This window comes from Polaromonas sp. P4_H1 (genome assembly GCF_056400945.1).
This window is the reverse complement of sequence record NZ_JBFUKG010000011.1, coordinates 59,562-80,270: the sequence shown is the minus strand read 5'-3', so window position 1 is coordinate 80,270 and position 20,709 is coordinate 59,562. Positions and strand designations below refer to the sequence as shown.

Here is a 20,709-nt window from a genome sequence, read left to right as displayed (position 1 = left end):
ACATCCCATGCGACTTAACGACCTCATCAAGATTTTTCTGGCCTTGTGGCTGGCGCTGCTCATGCCGGGTCTGGCCCATGCTTTCGGTGCGACCCAATGCGCGGCATCGCGTTTCGGGTCGGACCTCGGCTGCACGGCCAACGACGTCCAGATCACCGCCATCACCGTGGTGGGTGGACCGGCCTCCTGCACCGGCGGTCAGAACATCACGCTCGATCTGGATGTCACTGTCCAGTTCGCGTCGCCTGATCGATGGGACGTAGGCATCTTCATTTCAAACGACGGCAAGAGTCCGCAGTTGCTCCCGGCCAGTGGCGGTGCGGCTTCTTGCTCGGTGGCGATTCTGCCCACCCCCTCGATTCTGGCAACATCGCCCTTTCTCGACCTGGATCCCGGGCCATGGAGCGGCACGCGCGATACCTGCGGCGACGGCAACGGGAGCATCCGGGGCGGCACCGGTAACGCCGTGTTGCGCATGACCGGCGTCAGCCTGCCGTGCCAGGCGCAGGCGACCACGGGCAAGCTGTTCATCCCGTTCGTCGTGAGCTGGGACAACCAGTCCAGCCCGTCGGGCGGCACCTGCACCTCGATCAACGACCCGGTGCCCAACACCAAGTCGAAATGCAACGCACCCACGATCGCCCAGGGCTCGGTTGATGTGATCGTGCTGCCCACCATCAGCAAGACCGACGGCATCACCAGCATCACGCCGGGTGACGCGACGAGCTACACGATCACCATCACCAATTCCACCGGCATCGTATTGTCAACTGCCAACAGCAATGCCGCAGTCTTCAAGGACCCGGCGGTGAGCAACCTGAACGTCAGCAGCGTGACCTGTCTGGCTTCGGGCGGTGCAACCTGCCCGAGCGCCGGTACGGCCTTGACGGTGGCCAACATGCAAGGCGCCTCGGGCGTCACGATTCCCGCGATGCCAGTGAACAGCGCCGTGGTGTTCACGGTCAATGCGCAGCTCAGCGGCAACCCGACCGGAACCCTGACCAACGTCGCCACCGTCACCGCCAACAGCCAGACCAACAGCGCCAGCGACGTGGACACGATCGTCTACCCGGGTCTGCTCAACATGAAGACCGTCTCGGTGATCAGCGACCCGGTCAACGGCACGACCAACCCCAAGAACATTCCGGGTGCGCAGGTGCTCTACACCATCACCATCAGCAATACCGGCCTGGGGACGGTCAACACTGATGTGATGACCATCAGCGATCCGATTCCACCCAATCTGGAGCTGTACGTAGGCGCTGCGGGCGGTCCGGTGGCATTCACTGACGGCACGATTTCGAGCAACCTCTCGTACACCTTCACATCGCTGTCGAGCGCCACGGACGACGTCACGTTCTCCAACGACGGCGGCACCAGTTTCACCTACACACCGGCGCCCAACGGTGCCGGTTACGACGCCGCAGTGACCAACATCCGGATCAATCCCAAGGGCAAGATGGCGGCCTGGAGCGGTTCTGGTTCGTATCCCTCGTACAGCCTGGGTTTGACCGCGCGCATCAAATAATCGGTATCAACTTTGCGACCGCGGCGTTCTGGAAGGTGTTTGCGCGCTTGCGGGATGGGATGAAGTAATCCGTGCGGCGGATTGCGCCCTGGCGTGGGGCGGTTTATAACTGCAGGAAAATTCAGCCTGGTGAAGGCGGTGGAGCAACTGGAATGAAGCCCACATCGAACGCTATTTGGTGCAGTGAACGAAGTTCCAGGCGAAGTTTGAGGCTTTAAGCGGCAAAGGAGGTAAAACATGTCGACCATCCTCAATTTCCGGTGCCTGTACCCCGACGATGACGGTGTCTCGCACTTTGCGCCGCTTGACGTCGAGATGTCGCCGCGCGAGTTCGCGCCGCCGGCTCCGCCGTTCAGCGTTTCGCCCCTCGAAACTGCGTCGCGCTATGGATTCCTGCATTTGCCCGCGGGGTGGGTCGGAGATTTGCACCCCTCGCCCCTGCGCATGTGGATCATCGTGTTGTCGGGGGAAATGGAGTTCGAGGCGGGCGACGGCGAGCAGCAAAAAATTGCGCCCGGCAGTGCGTTGCTGCTGGAAGACACCACCGGCATGGGTCATTGCAGCCGCGTGCTCGGCAACCAGCCAGCCGTCCTGGCGGTCGTGCATGTCTAGGAGTCTGCCGGGCTTGGGACTTCGAAAGCGAAAACCGGCCCCAACCGAATTCATCAAAAAACCGGCGCGCTTCGGTTCTTCAACGGTTCGTCAACGGTTCTTCAAAGCATCTCCTCCGGGGCAAACGGCCCGATCAGCTTGAGCATCAGCTTCAAGCCCACGCTGGCATCCGGCTCGGAGGTCGAATCCTTCAGCTGGGAGCCTTGCGGCGCGCGCCAGGTCAGTTGGCCGTCCACCAGCTCCACCCGGTAGGCGCCGCGCGCCAGCGCCGGCTCGATCAGGCGCGCAGCTTCCTGCGACAGGGCGCGGCTACGGATGACGATGGCGACCTCGCTGTTCTGCAGCTTGGAGCGCAGATCCAGGTTCATGGAGCCCACTGCCAGCAGGCGGTCGTCCATCACCACCACCTTGGCGTGCAGGCTGGCCCGCGAACTGCCATTGGAGCTCGAGGACGAGCCGAGGCTGCTGAGGGAGCCTGCCTGGTTGGCGCGCATTTCGTAAAGCTCGATACCCATGCCGAGCAGCGCCTTGCGATAGCGGGCATAACCGACGTGCGCGGCCGGTGCATCGTTGGAGGCCAGCGAGTTGGTCAGCACCCGGATGCGCACGCCGCGTTGCCGGAGGTCGGCAAACTGTTTCATCATGCGTTCCCCGGGCACAAAATAGGGCGAGACGACCAGCAGGTCGGTTTTGGCCTGCGACATGAGTTGCAACAGGCCATCCACCGCCGTGTCTTGCGACTCTTCGGTACTGTCAGCATCGGCGGCGATCTTGGACGGTTTGTCCACCAGCATGGCCGATGGCGCCCAGGTCCAGCTCAGCAGTTGCAGGTTGGTTGAATTGGGCAAGGCCGGGAGGGTGGTGGTGCCGCCGTTCGGTGACGTGACCACCCGCTCGGTGGTGGTGGGGTTGGCGCCGCCCGTCGCGGCAGCCGGGACGCTGGCGGCGGTGGCTGCGGCGGCGGGTTTGTCCGGATTGGCGGGTTGGGTGCCGGGAATGGCTGCCGTGTTGTCGGCCCGGGGCTTGAGGGCTTCGATTTGCCTGGCGGTCATCAGCGACTGCACCGGGTAGGCCTGCGGGTTGTTCCAGTACTGGTCGAAGCTGCCGGACAGGTCGCGCGCCATGCGGCCGGCGGCCAGGATGTCAATGTCGACAAAGTTGGTGTTCTCACTTTGGCCGAAATAGGTTTCGCCCAAGTTGCGGCCTCCGGTGATGGCCACGGCGTTGTCGGCAATGAAAATCTTGTTGTGCATGCGCCGCTGGATGCGGTCCGCGTCCTTGAGGTTGCTCAGGATCCGGAAAAACAGTGAGCTGCGGCCGCCGGGCAAGGGGTTGAACAGCCGCAGTTCGATGTTTTTCTCAAAGGCCAGCTTCAACACCTGGGCGTTCTTGCCTGAGGTGTTGAAGTCATCCAGCAGGATACGGATGCGCACGCCCCGGTTGGCGGCGTCGCGCAGCGCCTCAAACATGCGCTCGGTGGTGTCGTCGGCAAAGATGGCGTAGTACTGGATATCCAGCGTTTTTTGCGCCGACTGGATCAGCGTCATGCGGGTGGTGAAGGCCAGCTCGGCACTGCCCACCAGTGCAAATCCGGAATCGTTGCGGGTGCCGGCCCTGGCAGCCCAGACTTCGACGGCCCGGCCCAGCGCGGTTTCCGAAGGAGCGGCCAGGGCGTGCGAGACCGGCCTGTCGACCTCAGTGGGCAGCGATGCGCAGCCGCTGATCCAGCAACTCAACAGCAGTGCGCAGGCCCACTGTGCGCCGCGCGATAAACGGGCTGCAGAAAAGGCCCGGAAAGAGGGAAGGCCTGCCCGGCTGGATGCTGCGGTGGTGGGCATGATGCAGACCACTTTAGCGCAGGCTGGGGGATTTGTGCGCCCGCGGCGCCCCGGTGTCTGTCTACACTTTCTGTAGGCGCCCGGCTTGTCCGTTCCTGCAGGAAGCGTTGAGGAGGACAGGCCAGAAAGACAAAACCAGCAAGACCAGCAAATCAGGAAGACAAGGCTTCCCAGCGCTGCAATGCCGCCATCAACTCTTCCTCGATCTTGCTGTTGCGCGCATTGAGTTCGGCCGCCCGTTTGGCGTCGCGTGTGTATAGCGTGCCGTCATAAAGCTCCTGCTCAATAGCCTTTTGCTGCGACTCAAGTTGCTGGATCAGCGCTGGCAGGCCCTCCAGCTCACGTTGCTCCTTGTAGCTCAGCTTCTTTTTTGATGGCGATGCTGCCGCGTCCTTCTTTGGCTCGATGCTGCTTTTGCCGGCATTTTTCGGGCTGGAGGCCGCGGCTGTGGCCGTAGCCGCAGTTTTACCGCCGCTGATTTGGGCGGCCCGCTTTGACTGGGTAATCCAGTCCGTCACGCCGCCTTCGTATTCGCGCCAGAAGCCCGGGTTCTCGGGCGTGCCTTCGTAGGCAATGGTGCTGGTGACCACGTTGTCGAGGAAGCGCCTGTCATGGCTGACCAGGAAGACCGTGCCTTCGTAGTTTTGCAGCAGGTCTTCCAGCAGCTCCAGGGTGTCGATGTCCAGGTCGTTGGTGGGCTCGTCCAGCACCAGCACGTTGGCCGGCCGCGCGAACAGGCGCGCCAGCAGCAGGCGGTTGCGCTCGCCGCCCGAGAGGGTGCGCACCGGGGAGTTGGCGCGCGCGGGCGAGAACAGGAAGTCGGTGAGGTAGCTCTTGACGTGCTTTTTCTGACCGTTGATCTCGACCCACTCGCTGCCCGGGCTGATGAAGTCTTCCAGGGTCGCGTCCAGGTCCAGGCTGTCGCGCATCTGGTCGAAGTAGGCCACCTGCAGGTTGGCGCCCTGGCGGATCTTGCCGGGCGGCGTGGTCACGTCGGGCTGCAGCTCGCCCAGGATGAGCTTGAGCAGTGTGGTCTTGCCCGCGCCATTGGGGCCCAGCAGGCCGACCTTGTCGCCGCGCAGCAAGGTGCCGGTGAAGCGGTTGACGATGATTTTTTCCGAACCCGGGTGGCCGAAGCTTTTCGAGACATCGGTGAGCTCGGCCACGATCTTGCCGCTTTTCTCGCCGCTGGAAACGTCCAGGTTGACGCGGCCGACGGCATCGCGCCGGGCCGCGCGGTTGTCGCGCAACGCTTCCAGCCGGCCAATGCGGGCCACGCTGCGAGTGCGGCGCGCTTCCACGCCCTTGCGGATCCAGATCTCTTCCTGCGCCAGCAGCTTGTCGGCCTTGGCGTTGATGACGGCTTCCTGCGCCATCTGCTCTTCCTTTTGCACCAGGTATTGGGCGAAGTTGCCGGGGTAGCTGGTCAGCTTGCCGCGGTCCAACTCGACGATGGCGGTGGCGACCTGGTCCAGGAAGGCCCGGTCGTGGGTGATGGTGATGATGCTGCCGTTGAAATTGACCAGCAGTTCCTCCAGCCAGGCGATCGAGTCCAGGTCCAGGTGGTTGGTCGGCTCGTCAAGTAGCAGTACGTCGGGTTTGGCGACCAGCGCCTGGGCCAGCGCCACGCGTTTTTTGGTGCCGCCCGAGAGCGAGCCGACGATGGCGTCCTTGTCCAGGTGCAGGCGGTGCAGGGTTTCCTCGACGCGCTGCTCCCAGTTCCAGCCGTCCAGCGCCTCGATTTCGGATTGCAGGGCGTCCAGATCGGTGTGCTCATCGGCCGCCAGGTATTGCTCGACCACGTGCCGGGTCCGCGCCAGCCCCGCGCTGGCGGCGATAAATACCGTAGCGTGCGGGTCCAGGCTGGGTTCCTGCGGCACGTAGGCAATGCGCAGATTTTGCTGCAGCTGCAGGGTGCCGTCGTCGGGCTTCTCCAGGCCTGCCAGGATTTTGAGCAGGGAGGACTTGCCCGTGCCGTTGCGGCCGATCAGGCCAATGCGTTGGTTGGTCTCGAGAGCGAAATCTGCGTGGTCCAGCAATGCGACGTGCCCAAAAGCGAGTTGGGCGTCAAGTAGGGTAATCAGTGCCATATAGGGCATGGATTATCCGGCCGGAGGCCAAGGACGGCGATTTGTCAGGGCTTCCGGGCTTCGGCGGGCGGTGGGCTGGCCGCCGCATCGTCGCGTTATAGTGGTCCTGTCCTTGATGGACTTTCAGGAGGACGCCGCGTGGAGTTACCGATCAAGCTGGACCTCAATGGCCGCGCTGTGCAGGTCGAGGCCGACCCCGGCATGCCACTGCTCTGGCTGCTGCGGGATGTACTGAACATGACCGGTACCAAGTTTGGCTGCGGTGTGGCGGCCTGCGGGGCCTGCACCGTACGGGTGGACGGCCAGGCCGTGCGCTCCTGTGTGACTCCTGTGTCGGCCGTGCTGGGCAAACGCGTGCAAACCATTGAAGCCCTGGGCACGCCGGACAAACCCCATACCCTGCAGCTGGCCTGGATCGCGGAGCAGGTGCCCCAGTGCGGGTATTGCCAGTCGGGCATGCTGATGGCCGCGGCGGCCTTGCTCGACAGGAAGCCCAAACCCACCGATGCCGACATAGATGCGGCCATGACGAATATCTGCCGCTGCGGTACTTACCAGCGCATCCGGGTGGCCATCAAGCGGGCGGCGGGTATGGCGCCCAATGGTTCGGTGAAAAAGGCCAACCGATGAAAAGGCGCGCCTGGCTGCTGAGTGCTGCGGGGGCTGCAGGGGCGCTGGTCATCGGCTGGAGTGTGTTGCCGCCCCGTTCCCGGCTGGGCAGCGCTGTCCTGCACCCGCCTGCGGAGCCTGTGGCCGGCATGCCGGCGTCAACCGCGGTGGCGCTCAATGGCTGGATCAAGATTCGGGACGACGGATCCGTCGTGCTGGCCATGCCGCGCAGCGAAATGGGGCAGGGCGTGCATACCGCGTTGGCCATGCTGGTGGCTGAAGAGCTGGATGTGCCCCTGGCGCGGGTGAGCCTGGAGCAGGCCGGCAGCGACACCATTTACGGCAATGTGGCCATGTTGGTGGCCAGCTTGCCCTTTCATCCGACTGAGCTGGACACCTACTCTGCAGAGGGGGCGCCCAAAGTCCGGCCGGTCAAAATCAGGGTCAGCGAATGGATGGTGGGCAAGATTGCTCGCGAGCTGGGCATCAATGCGACCGGCGGGTCGTCGAGCGTGGCCGATGCCTGGGAGGTGCTGCGGACGGCCGCGGCCACCGCACGGGCCAGCCTGCTGGGGGCGGCTTCGCTGGACTGGAAGCTGCCGGTGGATGAGCTCAGCATCAGCAACGGGGTCATTTCGCATCCTTCGGGCCCCTCGGCCCATTACGGTGAGCTGGCCAGGTTTGCCGCCGCCACCCCGCCGGGCGAAGTAACACTCAAGAGCCGCAAGGACTGGAAACTGATAGGCCAGAGTGCCCCGCGCCAGGACGTGCCCGCCAAAGTCAATGGCAGCGCCACTTTTGGGCTGGACGTGCGTCTGCCCGGCATGGTGTTTGCCGCTGTCCGCCTCTGCCCCATGCTCGGCGGCTCGCCCGGCGCCATCAACCCCCATGTCGCGCTGGGCCTTCCCGGTGTGGAACGCCTGGTGCGCCTGCCCGCCTACGCCGGCTCCACCGCCGGGTTTGCCGTTGTGGGTAAAACCTGGTGGCATGCCCAGCAGGGCGCGCTGGCCGTGCAGGTCGACTGGCAGCAGCGCCCCGCTGGCGCGCTGGACAGCCGGCTGATCGAAAAAGAGCTGGAAACCGTCCTGGAGCGCACGGATGGCTTTACCTTTTATGAAACAGGCGCCGTGGAAACTGCCGAAGCGGGCGCTGTACGCAAGATCGAAGCGCTGTACCGTGCGCCGTACCTGGCGCATGCGACGCTGGAGCCCATGAACTGCACGGCGCAAGTGGTGGATGGCAAGGTGCTGCTGTGGGCGCCAACACAGGTGCCGCAGATGGCTGTGGCGGCGGCGGCGCGGGTGGCGGGCGTTGCGGTGGAGAAAGTCAAGCTGACCGTCACCTTGCTGGGCGGCGGCTTTGGGCGGCGGCTGGAGGTGGACTTTGTAGCGCAGGCCGTGCGCGTGGCCATGGAGTGCGGCGGCCGGCCGGTGCAGCTGATCTGGTCCCGCGAGGAAGACACCACCCATGACTTCTATCGGCCCATGCATGTCGCCATGCTGCGTGCCGCTGTCAATGCAGAAGGCCAGGTGACCAGTCTGCGCATCAAATCGGCGGGCGACGCCATCACGCCGCGCTGGATGGCCCGTGGCCTGCCCGCGTTGTCCGGGCCGGTAGATACCCCTGACAAAACCACTTCGGAAGGCCTGTTTGACCTGCCTTACGGCTTCGCCAGCCAAAAAATGTCCCATGTGGCCACCCGCATGGGCGTACCCGTGGGCTTTTGGCGCTCGGTAGGACATTCGCACAACGCCTTTTTTTCGGAAAGCTTTATTGATGAGCTGGCTTGGGATGCCAAACAGGACCCCTTGGCCTTCCGCCGTGCCTTGTTAAGACACGCGCCCCGGCATCTCGCGGTGCTGGATCTGGCCGCCGGCAAGGCTGATTGGGGTGCTGCGCTGCCCGCCGGCCGTGCGCGAGGCCTCGCCTTGCATGAATCGTTCGGCTCCATCGTGGCGCAGGTGGTGGAGGTGTCGCTGGTGGGCGGGACGCCACGCGTGCACCGCGTGGTGTGTGCGATAGATTGCGGCACGGTGATCAATCCGGGTATCGTGGCGCAGCAAATGGAAGGCGCCGTTGTCTTCGCGCTGACTGCAGCGCTGTACGGACGGGTCGATATTCATGAAGGCGTGGTGCAGCAGAAGAACTTTCACGACTACCCGATGCTGCAGCTGGCGCAGGCGCCATTGGTACAGACCTATATGGTGCCCAGCACGCGCCCACCGGCCGGCGTGGGCGAGCCTGGTGTGCCGTCCCTGGCGCCCGCCTTGGCCGGCGCGCTGTTCACCTTGACCGGTAAACGTATGCGTTCCTTGCCCCTGTCCCTCTAGTGGTAGCTGGCCGTCCGGGATGAGTGGGCGCCGGCGTACGGCAGTGGATGGAACGCCCGCCTCAAATGCGTTTCGATTTCTTCTTCAGGGCCTGAAAAATAGTGTTATAGTCTATGGCTCAGCTGATAAATAAGCGCTTCGCAAGAAGCTCATATCGGCAGAGAGAAGAAGAAAAAAGAGTCAAAAAAGTTGACCCGGCTGCAAAATCCGGTATATAATTTGARGCTCAGCTGATCACAGCAAACGACGAAAACGAAGCGACGAAGTTGCCGAGTAAGTAGTCAGGATCATTAAAAATTTACAGCCGATAAGTATGGGCGTTTGAAGGCGATTGCCAGGCGAAGTTAACGAAAGTTAATCAGCCAGGTCTTCTGACCTTAAACGCTCATAGAGATAGAAAATGTGAAATCGTCAAGATTTCTCATCAATTCCGTTTTTATGAGTTTTCTTCCCGCAGTCAAATGCGGGGAGTTGAAAATTATTGCAGTGATTAAACTATAGAGTTTGATCCTGGCTCAGATTGAACGCTGGCGGCATGCCTTACACATGCAAGTCGAACGGCAGCACGGGAGCAATCCTGGTGGCGAGTGGCGAACGGGTGAGTAATATATCGGAACGTGCCCAGTCGTGGGGGATAACGTAGAGAAATTTACGCTAATACCGCATACGATCTAAGGATGAAAGCGGGGGATCGCAAGACCTCGCGCGATTGGAGCGGCTGATATCAGATTAGGTTGTTGGTGAGGTAAAAGCTCACCAAGCCGACGATCTGTAGCTGGTTTGAGAGAACGACCAGCCACACTGGGACTGAGACACGGCCCAGACTCCTACGGGAGGCAGCAGTGGGGAATTTTGGACAATGGGCGAAAGCCTGATCCAGCAATGCCGCGTGCAGGAAGAAGGCCTTCGGGTTGTAAACTGCTTTTGTACGGAACGAAACGGCTCTTTCTAATAAAGAGGGCTAATGACGGTACCGTAAGAATAAGCACCGGCTAACTACGTGCCAGCAGCCGCGGTAATACGTAGGGTGCGAGCGTTAATCGGAATTACTGGGCGTAAAGCGTGCGCAGGCGGTTATGTAAGACAGTTGTGAAATCCCCGGGCTCAACCTGGGAATTGCATCTGTGACTGCATAGCTAGAGTACGGTAGAGGGGGATGGAATTCCGCGTGTAGCAGTGAAATGCGTAGATATGCGGAGGAACACCGATGGCGAAGGCAATCCCCTGGACCTGTACTGACGCTCATGCACGAAAGCGTGGGGAGCAAACAGGATTAGATACCCTGGTAGTCCACGCCCTAAACGATGTCAACTGGTTGTTGGGTGCATTAGTACTCAGTAACGAAGCTAACGCGTGAAGTTGACCGCCTGGGGAGTACGGCCGCAAGGTTGAAACTCAAAGGAATTGACGGGGACCCGCACAAGCGGTGGATGATGTGGTTTAATTCGATGCAACGCGAAAAACCTTACCTACCTTTGACATGTACGGAATTCGCCAGAGATGGCTTAGTGCTCGAAAGAGAACCGTAACACAGGTGCTGCATGGCTGTCGTCAGCTCGTGTCGTGAGATGTTGGGTTAAGTCCCGCAACGAGCGCAACCCTTGTCATTAGTTGCTACATTTAGTTGGGCACTCTAATGAGACTGCCGGTGACAAACCGGAGGAAGGTGGGGATGACGTCAAGTCCTCATGGCCCTTATAGGTAGGGCTACACACGTCATACAATGGCTGGTACAAAGGGTTGCCAACCCGCGAGGGGGAGCTAATCCCATAAAACCAGTCGTAGTCCGGATCGCAGTCTGCAACTCGACTGCGTGAAGTCGGAATCGCTAGTAATCGTGGATCAGAATGTCACGGTGAATACGTTCCCGGGTCTTGTACACACCGCCCGTCACACCATGGGAGCGGGTTCTGCCAGAAGTAGTTAGCCTAACCGCAAGGAGGGCGATTACCACGGCAGGGTTCGTGACTGGGGTGAAGTCGTAACAAGGTAGCCGTATCGGAAGGTGCGGCTGGATCACCTCCTTTCTGGAAATATGCAATCAAATTCTTACGCCCATTCTTATCGGCTGTTGTCTTAAACAACAGCATTGGTTATCAATTTAGTTTTAGAGTTAATTTATTAATCTAATTGGTGCCGCCTTCGGAATTCAACGCTGAATCGAGAGGGTCTGTAGCTCAGCTGGTTAGAGCACCGTCTTGATAAGGCGGGGGTCGTTGGTTCGAGCCCAACCAGACCCACCAAATCAGGTTTGAAGTAGTTTGAATCCTGGGGGATTAGCTCAGCTGGGAGAGCACCTGCTTTGCAAGCAGGGGGTCGTCGGTTCGATCCCGTCATCCTCCACCAACTTATCCTGGTCGTACTTGATTAATGCAAAGCATCTTCTTTGAGGATGTTTTGTGTTAATTGATTCATTTCAATTATTGGCTGTTCTTTAAAAATTCATAGAGTTAAATCAGCGTTGCTAGCGGAAACTGCACATTCGTAAAGGTTTAGTGCAGACCGTGCCGCTAGCGACATAGTAATTTTTTGATTGCGTCAAAAGAAACTTCCAATTTCGAGTCAAATCGATTTTTGAAGACGGCATAACGCGTCTGGTGAAAGACCAGACATCATTCCTTGAAGATGACTTCTGAGAAATCAAAGTTATAGGGTCAAGTGAATAAGAGCATGTGGTGGATGCCTTGGCAATGATAGGCGACGAAAGACGTGATAGCCTGCGATAAGCTTCGGGGAGCTGGCAAATTAGCTTTGATCCGGAGATTTCTGAATGGGGAAACCCACCCTTCGGGGTATCGCATACTGAATACATAGGTATGCGAGGCGAACCGGGTGAACTGAAACATCTCAGTAGCTCGAGGAAAATACATCAACCGAGATTCCGAAAGTAGTGGCGAGCGAAATCGGAGAAGCCTGTTAGTGATAGCAAGACTCTTAGCAGAACAGCCTGGAAAGGCTGGCCATAGCGGGTGATAGCCCCGTATGCAAAAAGAGACTTGTGGTACTGAGCTAACGAAAAGTAGGGCGGGACACGAGAAATCCTGTCTGAATATGGGGGGACCATCCTCCAAGGCTAAATACTCATCATTGACCGATAGTGAACTAGTACCGTGAGGGAAAGGCGAAAAGAACCCCGGGAGGGGAGTGAAATAGATCCTGAAACCGCATGCTTACAAAAAGTAGGAGCCTCGCAAGGGGTGACTGCGTACCTTTTGTATAATGGGTCAGCGACTTACATTCAGTGGCAAGGTTAACCGAATAGGGTAGCCGTAGAGAAATCGAGTCCGAATAGGGCGATCAGTCGCTGGGTGTAGACCCGAAACCAAGTGAGCTATCCATGGCCAGGATGAAGGTGCGGTAACACGCACTGGAGGTCCGAACCGACTAGTGTTGCAAAACTAGCGGATGAGCTGTGGATAGGGGTGAAAGGCTAAACAAACTTGGAAATAGCTGGTTCTCTCCGAAAACTATTTAGGTAGTGCCTCAAGTATTACCGTCGGGGGTAGAGCACTGTTTTGGCTAGGGGGTCATGGCGACTTACCAAACCAATGCAAACTCCGAATACCGACGAGTACAGCTTGGGAGACAGAGCACCGGGTGCTAACGTCCGGACTCAAGAGGGAAACAACCCAGACCGCCAGCTAAGGTCCCTAAAATTGGCTAAGTGGGAAACGAAGTGGGAAGGCTATAACAGTCAGGATGTTGGCTTAGAAGCAGCCATCATTTAAAGAAAGCGTAATAGCTCACTGATCGAGTCGTCCTGCGCGGAAGATGTAACGGGGCTAAGCCAGTTACCGAAGCTGCGGATTTGCAATTTATTGCAAGTGGTAGGAGAGCGTTCTGTAAGCCTGTGAAGGTGGTGGTGTAAACCCTGCTGGAGGTATCAGAAGTGCGAATGCTGACATGAGTAGCGTTAAAGGGGGTGAAAAGCCCCCTCGCCGTAAGCGCAAGGTTTTCTACGCAACGTTCATCGGCGTAGAGTGAGTCGGCCCCTAAGGCGAGGCAGAGATGCGTAGCTGATGGGAAACAGGTCAATATTCCTGTACCGATGTGTAGTGCGATGTGGGGACGGAGAAGGTTAACTCAGCCAACTGTTGGATATGTTGGTTCAAGCCTGTAGTCGTGCCTGGTAGGTAAATCCGCCGGGCTTAGATGAGGGGTGATAACGAGTCTGCTTGCAGACGAAGTGAGTGATACCCTGCTTCCAGGAAAAGCCACTAAGCTTCAGCTACACACGACCGTACCGCAAACCGACACTGGTGCGCGAGATGAGTATTCTAAGGCGCTTGAGAGAACTCAGGAGAAGGAACTCGGCAAATTGACACCGTAACTTCGGAAGAAGGTGTGCCTTTAGTAGGTGAACCATTTACTTGGGGAGCCCAATGAGGCTGCAAAAAATCGGTGGCTGCAACTGTTTATTAAAAACACAGCACTCTGCTAAGACGAAAGTCGACGTATAGGGTGTGACGCCTGCCCGGTGCTGGAAGATTAAATGATGGGGTGCAAGCTCTTGATTGAAGTCCCAGTAAACGGCGGCCGTAACTATAACGGTCCTAAGGTAGCGAAATTCCTTGTCGGGTAAGTTCCGACCTGCACGAATGGCGTAATGATGGCCACACTGTCTCCTCCTGAGACTCAGCGAAGTTGAAATGTTTGTGATGATGCAATCTCCCCGCGGAAAGACGGAAAGACCCCATGAACCTTTACTGTAGCTTTGTATTGGACTTTGAACAGATCTGTGTAGGATAGGTGGGAGGCTTTGAAGCCCGGTCGCTAGATCGGGTGGAGCCAACGTTGAAATACCACCCTGGTGTGTTTGAGGTTCTAACCTAGGTCCATTATCTGGATCGGGGACAGTGCATGGTAGGCAGTTTGACTGGGGCGGTCTCCTCCCAAAGTGTAACGGAGGAGTTCGAAGGTACGCTAGGTACGGTCGGACATCGTGCTAATAGTGCAATGGCATAAGCGTGCTTAACTGCGAGACTGACAAGTCGAGCAGATGCGAAAGCAGGACATAGTGATCCGGTGGTTCTGTATGGAAGGGCCATCGCTCAACGGATAAAAGGTACTCTGGGGATAACAGGCTGATACCGCCCAAGAGTTCATATCGACGGCGGTGTTTGGCACCTCGATGTCGGCTCATCTCATCCTGGGGCTGTAGCCGGTCCCAAGGGTATGGCTGTTCGCCATTTAAAGAGGTACGTGAGCTGGGTTTAAAACGTCGTGAGACAGTTTGGTCCCTATCTTCCGTGGGCGCTGCAGATTTGAGGAAGCCTGCTCCTAGTACGAGAGGACCGGAGTGGACGAACCTCTGGTGTACCGGTTGTCACGCCAGTGGCATTGCCGGGTAGCTAAGTTCGGAAGAGATAACCGCTGAAAGCATCTAAGCGGGAAACTCGTTTCAAGATTAGATCTGCCGGGGCCTTGAGCCCCCTGAAGAGTCGTTCAAGACCAGGACGTTGATAGGTCAGGTGTGGAAGCGCAGTAATGCGTTAAGCTAACTGATACTAATTGCTCGTGCGGCTTGACCCTATAACTTTGATTCATTCAAAGTTGTTATGCCAAGTTGACGCATTCAAAAGACGCATCTGTCAAAAGATGTGCAACTACTAAACAAAAGCTGATTTGCTCTATGAATTCGATGGGTTGTTCTCTGAACAATCGATCAAAAAGTTATGCCTGATGACCATAGCAAGTTGGTACCACTCCTTCCCATCCCGAACAGGACAGTGAAACGACTTAGCGCCGATGATAGTGCGGATTCCCGTGTGAAAGTAGGACATCGTCAGGCTCTTACAGCGAGGAACGCCCGGTTGATTTTTGATCAGCCGGGCGTTTTCTTTTGTGCACCAACGATTTCAGTTGCACACCTGAAATAAGAAACCTGAAATAAAAAGCCCACATCCTTGGATGTGGGCTTTTTTGTATTTCACTTTTCACTTGCCTGGAATAAGACAGCAGCACCAGGCTCGTGGCGCGCTTCAGCAACATCGCGAGTCACGCATTCAGCAGATAGGCACCTTCTCTTCGGGCCACGCCGGCGCTGACCAGCTCCTGGCACAGCTGCTCTATCCACGGACGAACGGGGATGCTTCCAAAAAATCGTTCATTGAGCAGTATGAAATAGGGCGTCCTGGCGGCCCACTGGGTGAACCCGTCAAAAGACTGCCTTTGCGTCTCGAGCAGTTTGAATTTGAGCAGCACCTTTGCCGCATGGTGTGCGTGTTTGACAGGGTTGCTGACAAAGGCGTCGAGGCGCTGGCGTGCGCGAGCCAGGACCTCGGGGGTGTAGGCGAAAACCCGGCCGTGCCCCGGGATCACGGTTTTCGGATCCAGGCGCTCAATCATGTCCAGTGTTGCGGCCACCTCTGCAAAAGCATCGACCCCCTCCAGCTCCGGAAAGACCACGCCAAAACCGTTCTCCCAGAGAGCGTCGGCAGATATGAGCACCCTTTCGGCAGGTTCAAAAAACACCAGTGAGTGAGGGTCGTGCCCGGTTGCCGCATGGACTTGCCAATCACTGGCGCCAAACCGCGCTTGCGTTCCTGGCTGAAGCGTCTGGTCGAATCCGAAGCGCGGGCAAAGCTGCCCGGTTGGCTGATAGGTCAGCGCCACGGGGTCCCATTGGGCCACCTGCTGCGCATGCCCGGGCGGGATCAATGTCTTCATGGCCGGGTAACGGGCCTGCAAGGCCGCATTGCCGCCACAGTGATCACTGTGCAAATGGGTGTTGACGAGAAAGCCAAGGCTTCGGCCGCCCAGTGCCGCCTCAACCAGCGACAGCGTTTGTGCCGAGTGGGTGCAGTAGCCGCTGTCCACCAGCAGGCTTTCTTCGCCAGCCATAAACAAAATATTGTTGGAAGAAAGCCAGCCACGCTCAAAAACGTGCATGCCGCCAGGCAAAGTTTGACTAGACATCAGAACGCAACCGTGGGCGCGGCGTCAGGCCGTTGCGCGGAGTTCGCGCCTGAGGATTTTTCCGACATTGGATTTGGGTAGATCATCGCGAAACTCGATGTACTTGGGGCGTTTGTAGCCCGTGAAATGCTCTTTGCAATAGGCGCTCACATCGTCTTCAGTCAGCGTAGGGTCGTTCTTCACGACAAACACCTTGATGGCTTCCCCCTGCTTTTCATCAGCAATGCCAATGGCCGCGCACTCCACGATACCCGGGCACAAGGAAATCACGTTCTCCAGCTCATTCGGAAATACATTGAATCCCGAAACAATGATCATGTCTTTCTTGCGGTCCACAATTTTGGTGTATCCGCGCTCATCCATGATGCCGATGTCGCCCGTGCGCATGAATCCGTCGCGGGTAAACGCCTTCTCATTTTCGTCTGGCTGGCGGTAATAGCCGGTCATCACCTGCGGCCCCCTGATGCAGATCTCGCCCGACTCGCCGGGCGCAAGGGAGTTGCCGTCCTCGTCCTTGATGGCCACTTCAATGCTGGGCAGCGGCAACCCGATCGTGCCGGTGAACTCCCGGTTCGTCACGGGATTGTTCGTTCCGATGGCGCAAGTCTCACTCATGCCCCAGCCCTCGATCATGGGACAGCCGGTGACTTGCAGCCAGTGCCTGGCGGTACCCGCAGACGCCGCCATGCCACCCGCCTGGGAGACGCACAGGCTGGAAAAATCCACGGTCTTGAACTGTGGGTGCTGCAGCAAGGCATTGAACAGGGTGTTGACTCCCGGCAGCAGGTGAAAGGGCCGTTTCTTCAGCACTTCAATGAATTTTCCGAAATCGCGCGGATTGGGTATCAGTGTCAAATGCGCACCCCAGCGCATGGTGAGCAGGCACAGGGTGAGCGCGAAGATGTGATACAGCGGCAGTGCCGCAATGTTGTTCGTCGTGCTCACATCGCCGATGCGCCGCAGTGCCGGAGTAAACCAGGCTTCGGCCTGCAGGATGGCGGCGACGATATTGCGGTGCGTGAGGATTGCCCCCTTGGACAAGCCTGTGGTGCCACCGGTGTATTGCAGAAAGGCGATCGAATCCAGATTGCTTTGCGCAGGCGTGAGCGGGAGCCGGGCTCCCTCGGCCACAGCCCGGCCGAAGGTGGTCACGGTGCGGCCGTCACCGAGCGGGAGCTTGTACGCTGGTACCAGTTTGGCAAGGTGGCGGACTGCGAAGGTGATCCAGGCCCCGTACCAAAAGCCGAGCAGATCACCCATGGAGGCCATGACGATGTTTTTGACGGGTGTCCGCTCAATGACTTCGGACAGCGTCCCCGCAAAATTTTCCAGGATGACAATCGTGGTGGCGCCCGAGTCCTTGAGCTGGTGCTCCAGTTCGCGCGCGGTATACAGCGGATTCACGTTCACGCAGGTGTAGCCGGCACGCAGCACGGCGGCCATGGTTACGGCGAACTGGGGAACGTTGGGCAGCATGATGGCCACCCGTGCGCCCGGCTCCAGCCCCAGATTTTGCAGCCAGGCGCCCAGGGCCGATGACAACTCATCGAGTTGTCCGTAAGACATCCAGCGGTCCATGCAGACCGAAAAGGGTTTCGACGCATTTTTCCTGAAAGAATCTTCCAGCAGCTGGTTGAGCGAGCGGAACTGCTCCGGGTCGATCTCGTGTGGGACGCCATCGGGGTAACTTTTAAGCCAATGCCTGTTCATACAAACTCCTTGCGGCTCATTGTGTAAGCCCTGCAGACGAAGGCCCATGGGGCTTGTCCTAATGCGGTGCGCCGGCAGCCAGCAAATGGCTCAATTGGGTCTCGCACGTGACAGTTTCGTCCTCAAACAGGGAGCGGATCCACTCCGTCTCGCGCTGGGCAACCAATTTCAGGAAGTCGTCCGCTCCCCGCATGCCGGCGAAAGCATCAAAGCCGGTTTCCAGAAAATGCTGCAGCGAACTCAGCCCCGCAGCGGCTGCCGGTCGGCGCATCATCTTGAGCAGCGTGCGCAGTCCCCGCGTGCGTGTCAGGTGGTTCAATTCGTGCCCCAGGTGAAGCACCACGTCGAGCTGCCTCTGCCGTGCACCCGCGTCCCCCACGCGGCGCCAGCACCGGATGTAGCGCGCGCACTCGCTGCCGCCCGAAGGGGCCGACTTGTCAGCCAGCCACTGCCGGGCCATCAGGTCGTCCAGCTTCTCCGTCAATGCATGCGCCTCGGCCAGCGCAGCCGCCGTATTCACAACAGGTTGCGGAAAGAGCCTGGCGATGGTGTTGGCGATGCGGGCAAACTGCTGGTCACGCTCGGTGTAGTCCTGGTCGCTGTACAGCTCCTCCAGGAAGAAGGAGGCAGCGGTTTGATAGCGCGGGCTGTGCAGAAGGTCAACGTAAGTGGCCTCAAAGCGGCGCGCCTGAAAACGCTTGATTTCAGCGCTGGCCCGCGCCAGTGAGGGATCCTCCGCGTGCAACTGCCGAATCCCGGCCACAGCCTGCAGTGCGTCGCGGATATCGTTTGCAGTTGCGTCCATACAAACCCGGAGTTTATCTAGGTATGGTGCTCTATTGAAACGCGGGAGCCCGTGAGAAACTTCCCGCATGCAAAGGCGAACGCTTCTCAAGCTCGGCATGACCTCGGCGGCTGTGCTCACGTTGGCCGGCGGCGCTGCGGCCTTGCTGCAGCCCGGGCTCGAGGACGGCTCATTGAGTTCCGCCGGGCGGGAGGTGTTTGCGGCCGTCGCCCAAGCTGTTCTCGACAAGAGCCTGCCGGTTGATCCCGCTGCACGCCAGATGGCGCTCAAGGGCTTGCTCCATCGGATTGATGCCCTCGTGCAATCACTACCACCTCACGCGCAAAGCGAGTTGTCGCAACTGCTGTCATTGCTGGCCAGCGCGGCGGGTCGCCGCACATTTGCCGGCCTTGCCCAGCCGTGGGCCGAGGCGACTGTCGCCGACATCCAGCAGGTGCTGCAGAACATGCGCTTGTCCAGCCTCGCCTTGCGGCAGCAGGCGTATGCGGCGCTCCACGACATCACGGCGGGCGCCTACTTCTCGGATCAGGCCAACTGGTCCATGCTGGGGTATCCCGGCCCCCTGAAAATCTGAGGATCAATACCGGCATGAGTCAAATGAGGGACCCGATCCGCGAGGGCATTCAGCGCGGCTGGAAAGTCTCGGGTGGTGCGCTGGGCCCTGTCCCGGCAAAAATTGTTTGCGACGTAGCCATCATTGGCAGTGGCGCGGGCGCCGGCATCACGGCCGAGTTGCTGGCCAAGGCCGGGCTGCAGGTGCTCATCATCGAGGAGGGGCCCTTGAAGAGCAGCAGCGACTTCAACCAGAAGGAGTCCGAAGCGTATCCTTCGCTCTACCAGGAAAGCGCTGCCCGCAAAACCGAAGACAAGGCCATCAACATCCTGCAGGGGCGCTGCGTCGGTGGTTCCACCACCGTCAACTGGACCAGTTCTTTTCGCACCCCGCCCGCTACGCTCCAATTCTGGCAAGACCGGTTTGGCCTGAGCGGCTACACCGCCTCAGCCCTGGCGCCGTACTTCGCGCAGGCCGAGCAGCGACTGAACATCCAGCCATGGCGCGTCGCGCCCAACGAGAACAACGACTTACTGCGCCGCGGTGCGGCCGCGCTCGGGATTCCCGTCGCCGTCATTTCACGCAATGTCAAAGACTGCTGGAATCTCGGTTCGTGCGGGCTGGGCTGCCCCACCAATGCCAAGCAGTCCATGCTGGTCACCTCCATTCCCGCCGCGCTCGACGGGGGCGCGCAGCTGCTAACCGAAACCCGCGCCGAGAAGTTTGAGCTCGCCAACGGCAAGGTAACCGCGCTGATTTGCCGGGCTGTCGCGCCCAATGGGGCATTGGCCCCTGTCAATCCATCAGGCGAAGCTATAAAAATAAAAGCAAAACACTACGTGCTGGCCGGCGGCGCAATCAACTCGCCGGCGGTGCTGCTGCGCTCGGGCGCGCCCGACCCGCACGGCCGGCTGGGTGCCAGGACTTTTTTGCATCCTGTGGTGATGTCTTCCAGCGTGTTCGAGCAAAAGGTGGAGGCCTGGAATGGCGCGCCGCAAGCCATCTACTCCGACCATTTTCTGGACACCCAGGCGCTGGACGGCCCCATGGGCTACAAGCTGGAGGCGCCGCCGCTGCACCCGGTGATTTTTGCGTCAACGGTGCCAGGCTTCGGCCAGGGGCAGCATGATCTGCTCAAGTCATTTCCACACAACCACACGCTGCTGGCCCTGTTGCGCGACGGCTTTCATGAGGAGTCGCCCGGCGGCAAGGTCAAGCTGCGAAGTGACGACTCCGCCGTGCTGGACTATCCGCTGACAGACTATGTGATGGAGGGCGGCCGCCGTGCGCTGCTGTCCATGATGGAGATCCAGTTTGCCGCCGGTGCCCGGCAGGTGTTGCCCCTGCATGAAATGGCGCAGCCCTACACCTCGTGGGCGCAGGCACGCGAAGCCGTGAAGGCGCTGCCAATGAAACCCAGGCTCACCAAGGTCGTGAGTGCGCACGTCATGGGTGGCTGCGGACTGGCAGGCGCCGAGCGCCTGGGCGTGACGCGCCCCGACGGCGTGCATTGGCAGCTGGACAACCTGTCGATTCATGACGGGTCCCTGTTTCCCACCAGCATCGGTGCCAATCCGCAGCTGTCGATTTACGGTGCGGTGAACCGTCTCGCGCAGGACCTGGCCAAACGGCTGTCCGGCCGGGATGTCGCACTGGCCTGAGGGCCTGCGGGCCTGAGGTAAGGGCCTGAGATACTGCAGGCCTGCGCTTGTTGCT

General features: G+C 59.3%; 11 protein-coding genes, 2 tRNA genes and 3 rRNA genes. 11 read left to right on the top strand and 5 right to left on the bottom strand.

Translation table 11 applies throughout. The features are described 5' to 3' along the window. Positions 1-7 precede the first annotated feature (7 nt). Positions 8-1,528 carry a COG1361 family protein gene (locus tag AC1DS5_RS15355; protein WP_477719113.1) on the top strand — a complete coding sequence of 507 codons (1,521 nt, stop codon included), beginning with the start codon at positions 8-10 and terminating at the stop codon, positions 1,526-1,528. 237 nt (positions 1,529-1,765) lie between these two features. Further along, the gene (locus tag AC1DS5_RS15350; protein ID WP_477719112.1) at positions 1,766-2,140 is read left to right on the top strand and encodes a cupin domain-containing protein; all 375 of its coding nucleotides are present in this window, start codon (positions 1,766-1,768) and stop codon (positions 2,138-2,140) included. 101 nt (positions 2,141-2,241) lie between these two features. Here AC1DS5_RS15350 and AC1DS5_RS15345 read toward each other — a convergent pair whose 3' ends face one another. Beyond that, complete coding sequence (locus tag AC1DS5_RS15345; RefSeq protein WP_477719111.1) at positions 2,242-3,978, bottom strand: phospholipase D family protein; 1,737 nt, start codon at positions 3,976-3,978, stop codon at positions 2,242-2,244. Between the two features lie 152 nt (positions 3,979-4,130). Then, positions 4,131-6,068, bottom strand: coding sequence for an ATP-binding cassette domain-containing protein (locus AC1DS5_RS15340; protein WP_477719238.1), 1,938 nt, complete (start codon positions 6,066-6,068; stop codon positions 4,131-4,133). A gap of 150 nt (positions 6,069-6,218) precedes the next feature. Between AC1DS5_RS15340 and AC1DS5_RS15335 the strand changes: the two genes are divergently transcribed. The 7 genes from AC1DS5_RS15335 to rrf all read left to right on the top strand — a co-directional run bounded on the left by AC1DS5_RS15335 (position 6,219) and on the right by rrf (position 14,798). Continuing rightward, the gene (locus AC1DS5_RS15335) at positions 6,219-6,698 is read left to right on the top strand and encodes a (2Fe-2S)-binding protein (protein ID WP_477719237.1); all 480 of its coding nucleotides are present in this window, start codon (positions 6,219-6,221) and stop codon (positions 6,696-6,698) included. Next, positions 6,695-9,007: a xanthine dehydrogenase family protein molybdopterin-binding subunit gene (locus tag AC1DS5_RS15330; protein ID WP_477719110.1), complete on the top strand. Its 2,313-nt coding sequence runs from the start codon at positions 6,695-6,697 to the stop codon at positions 9,005-9,007. Before AC1DS5_RS15335 ends, AC1DS5_RS15330 begins: the two co-directional genes overlap by 4 nt. Before the next feature lie 492 nt (positions 9,008-9,499). Further along, positions 9,500-11,034: ribosomal RNA gene (locus AC1DS5_RS15325) — 16S ribosomal RNA — on the top strand. 139 nt (positions 11,035-11,173) lie between these two features. Continuing rightward, positions 11,174-11,250, top strand: a tRNA-Ile gene (locus AC1DS5_RS15320). A 27-nt stretch (positions 11,251-11,277) separates the two neighbouring features. Then, positions 11,278-11,353, top strand: a tRNA-Ala gene (locus AC1DS5_RS15315). 306 nt (positions 11,354-11,659) lie between these two features. Continuing rightward, positions 11,660-14,539 (top strand): 23S ribosomal RNA (locus AC1DS5_RS15310). A gap of 146 nt (positions 14,540-14,685) precedes the next feature. Beyond that, positions 14,686-14,798, top strand: a 5S ribosomal RNA gene (gene rrf / locus AC1DS5_RS15305). The 16S, 23S and 5S rRNA genes sit together here with 2 tRNA genes alongside, the layout of an rRNA operon. A 206-nt stretch (positions 14,799-15,004) precedes the next feature. On the opposite strand, the gene AC1DS5_RS15300 is transcribed toward rrf, so the two are convergent. The 3 genes from AC1DS5_RS15300 to AC1DS5_RS15290 are packed head-to-tail and all read right to left on the bottom strand — an operon-like array spanning position 15,005 to position 18,440. Further along, positions 15,005-15,925, bottom strand: coding sequence for an MBL fold metallo-hydrolase (locus tag AC1DS5_RS15300; protein WP_477719109.1), 921 nt, complete (start codon positions 15,923-15,925; stop codon positions 15,005-15,007). 24 nt (positions 15,926-15,949) lie between these two features. Beyond that, on the bottom strand, positions 15,950-17,635 hold the full coding sequence (locus tag AC1DS5_RS15295; RefSeq protein WP_477719108.1) for an AMP-binding protein: 1,686 nt from the start codon (positions 17,633-17,635) through the stop codon (positions 15,950-15,952). A gap of 58 nt (positions 17,636-17,693) precedes the next feature. Next, positions 17,694-18,440, bottom strand: coding sequence for a DUF8198 family protein (locus tag AC1DS5_RS15290; RefSeq protein WP_477719107.1), 747 nt, complete (start codon positions 18,438-18,440; stop codon positions 17,694-17,696). A 67-nt stretch (positions 18,441-18,507) separates the two neighbouring features. Between AC1DS5_RS15290 and AC1DS5_RS15285 the strand changes: the two genes are divergently transcribed. Together AC1DS5_RS15285 and AC1DS5_RS15280 are read left to right on the top strand one after the other, a co-directional pair. After that, positions 18,508-19,014, top strand: a complete 507-nt coding sequence (locus tag AC1DS5_RS15285; protein ID WP_477719106.1) for a hypothetical protein — start codon at positions 18,508-18,510, stop codon at positions 19,012-19,014. Between the two features lie 14 nt (positions 19,015-19,028). Further along, positions 19,029-20,654 (top strand): GMC family oxidoreductase N-terminal domain-containing protein, encoded by a 1,626-nt coding sequence (locus AC1DS5_RS15280; protein WP_477719105.1) that lies wholly within the window; start codon positions 19,029-19,031, stop codon positions 20,652-20,654. The last annotated feature ends 55 nt before the right edge of the window (positions 20,655-20,709 follow it).

Bases quoted from the DNA above. Each gene is read 5' to 3' on its own strand.
- AC1DS5_RS15355 (WP_477719113.1), top strand. From the start codon at position 8: ATGCGACTTAACGACCTCATCAAGATTTTTCTGGCCTTGTGGCTGGCG.
- AC1DS5_RS15350 (WP_477719112.1), top strand. From the start codon at position 1,766: ATGTCGACCATCCTCAATTTCCGGTGCCTGTACCCCGACGATGACGGT.
- AC1DS5_RS15345 (WP_477719111.1), bottom strand. From the start codon at position 3,978: ATGCCCACCACCGCAGCATCCAGCCGGGCAGGCCTTCCCTCTTTCCGG.
- AC1DS5_RS15340 (WP_477719238.1), bottom strand. From the start codon at position 6,068: ATGGCACTGATTACCCTACTTGACGCCCAACTCGCTTTTGGGCACGTC.
- AC1DS5_RS15330 (WP_477719110.1), top strand. From the start codon at position 6,695: ATGAAAAGGCGCGCCTGGCTGCTGAGTGCTGCGGGGGCTGCAGGGGCG.
- AC1DS5_RS15300 (WP_477719109.1), bottom strand. From the start codon at position 15,925: ATGTCTAGTCAAACTTTGCCTGGCGGCATGCACGTTTTTGAGCGTGGC.
- AC1DS5_RS15295 (WP_477719108.1), bottom strand. From the start codon at position 17,635: ATGAACAGGCATTGGCTTAAAAGTTACCCCGATGGCGTCCCACACGAG.
- AC1DS5_RS15290 (WP_477719107.1), bottom strand. From the start codon at position 18,440: ATGGACGCAACTGCAAACGATATCCGCGACGCACTGCAGGCTGTGGCC.
- AC1DS5_RS15285 (WP_477719106.1), top strand. From the start codon at position 18,508: ATGCAAAGGCGAACGCTTCTCAAGCTCGGCATGACCTCGGCGGCTGTG.
- AC1DS5_RS15280 (WP_477719105.1), top strand. From the start codon at position 19,029: ATGAGTCAAATGAGGGACCCGATCCGCGAGGGCATTCAGCGCGGCTGG.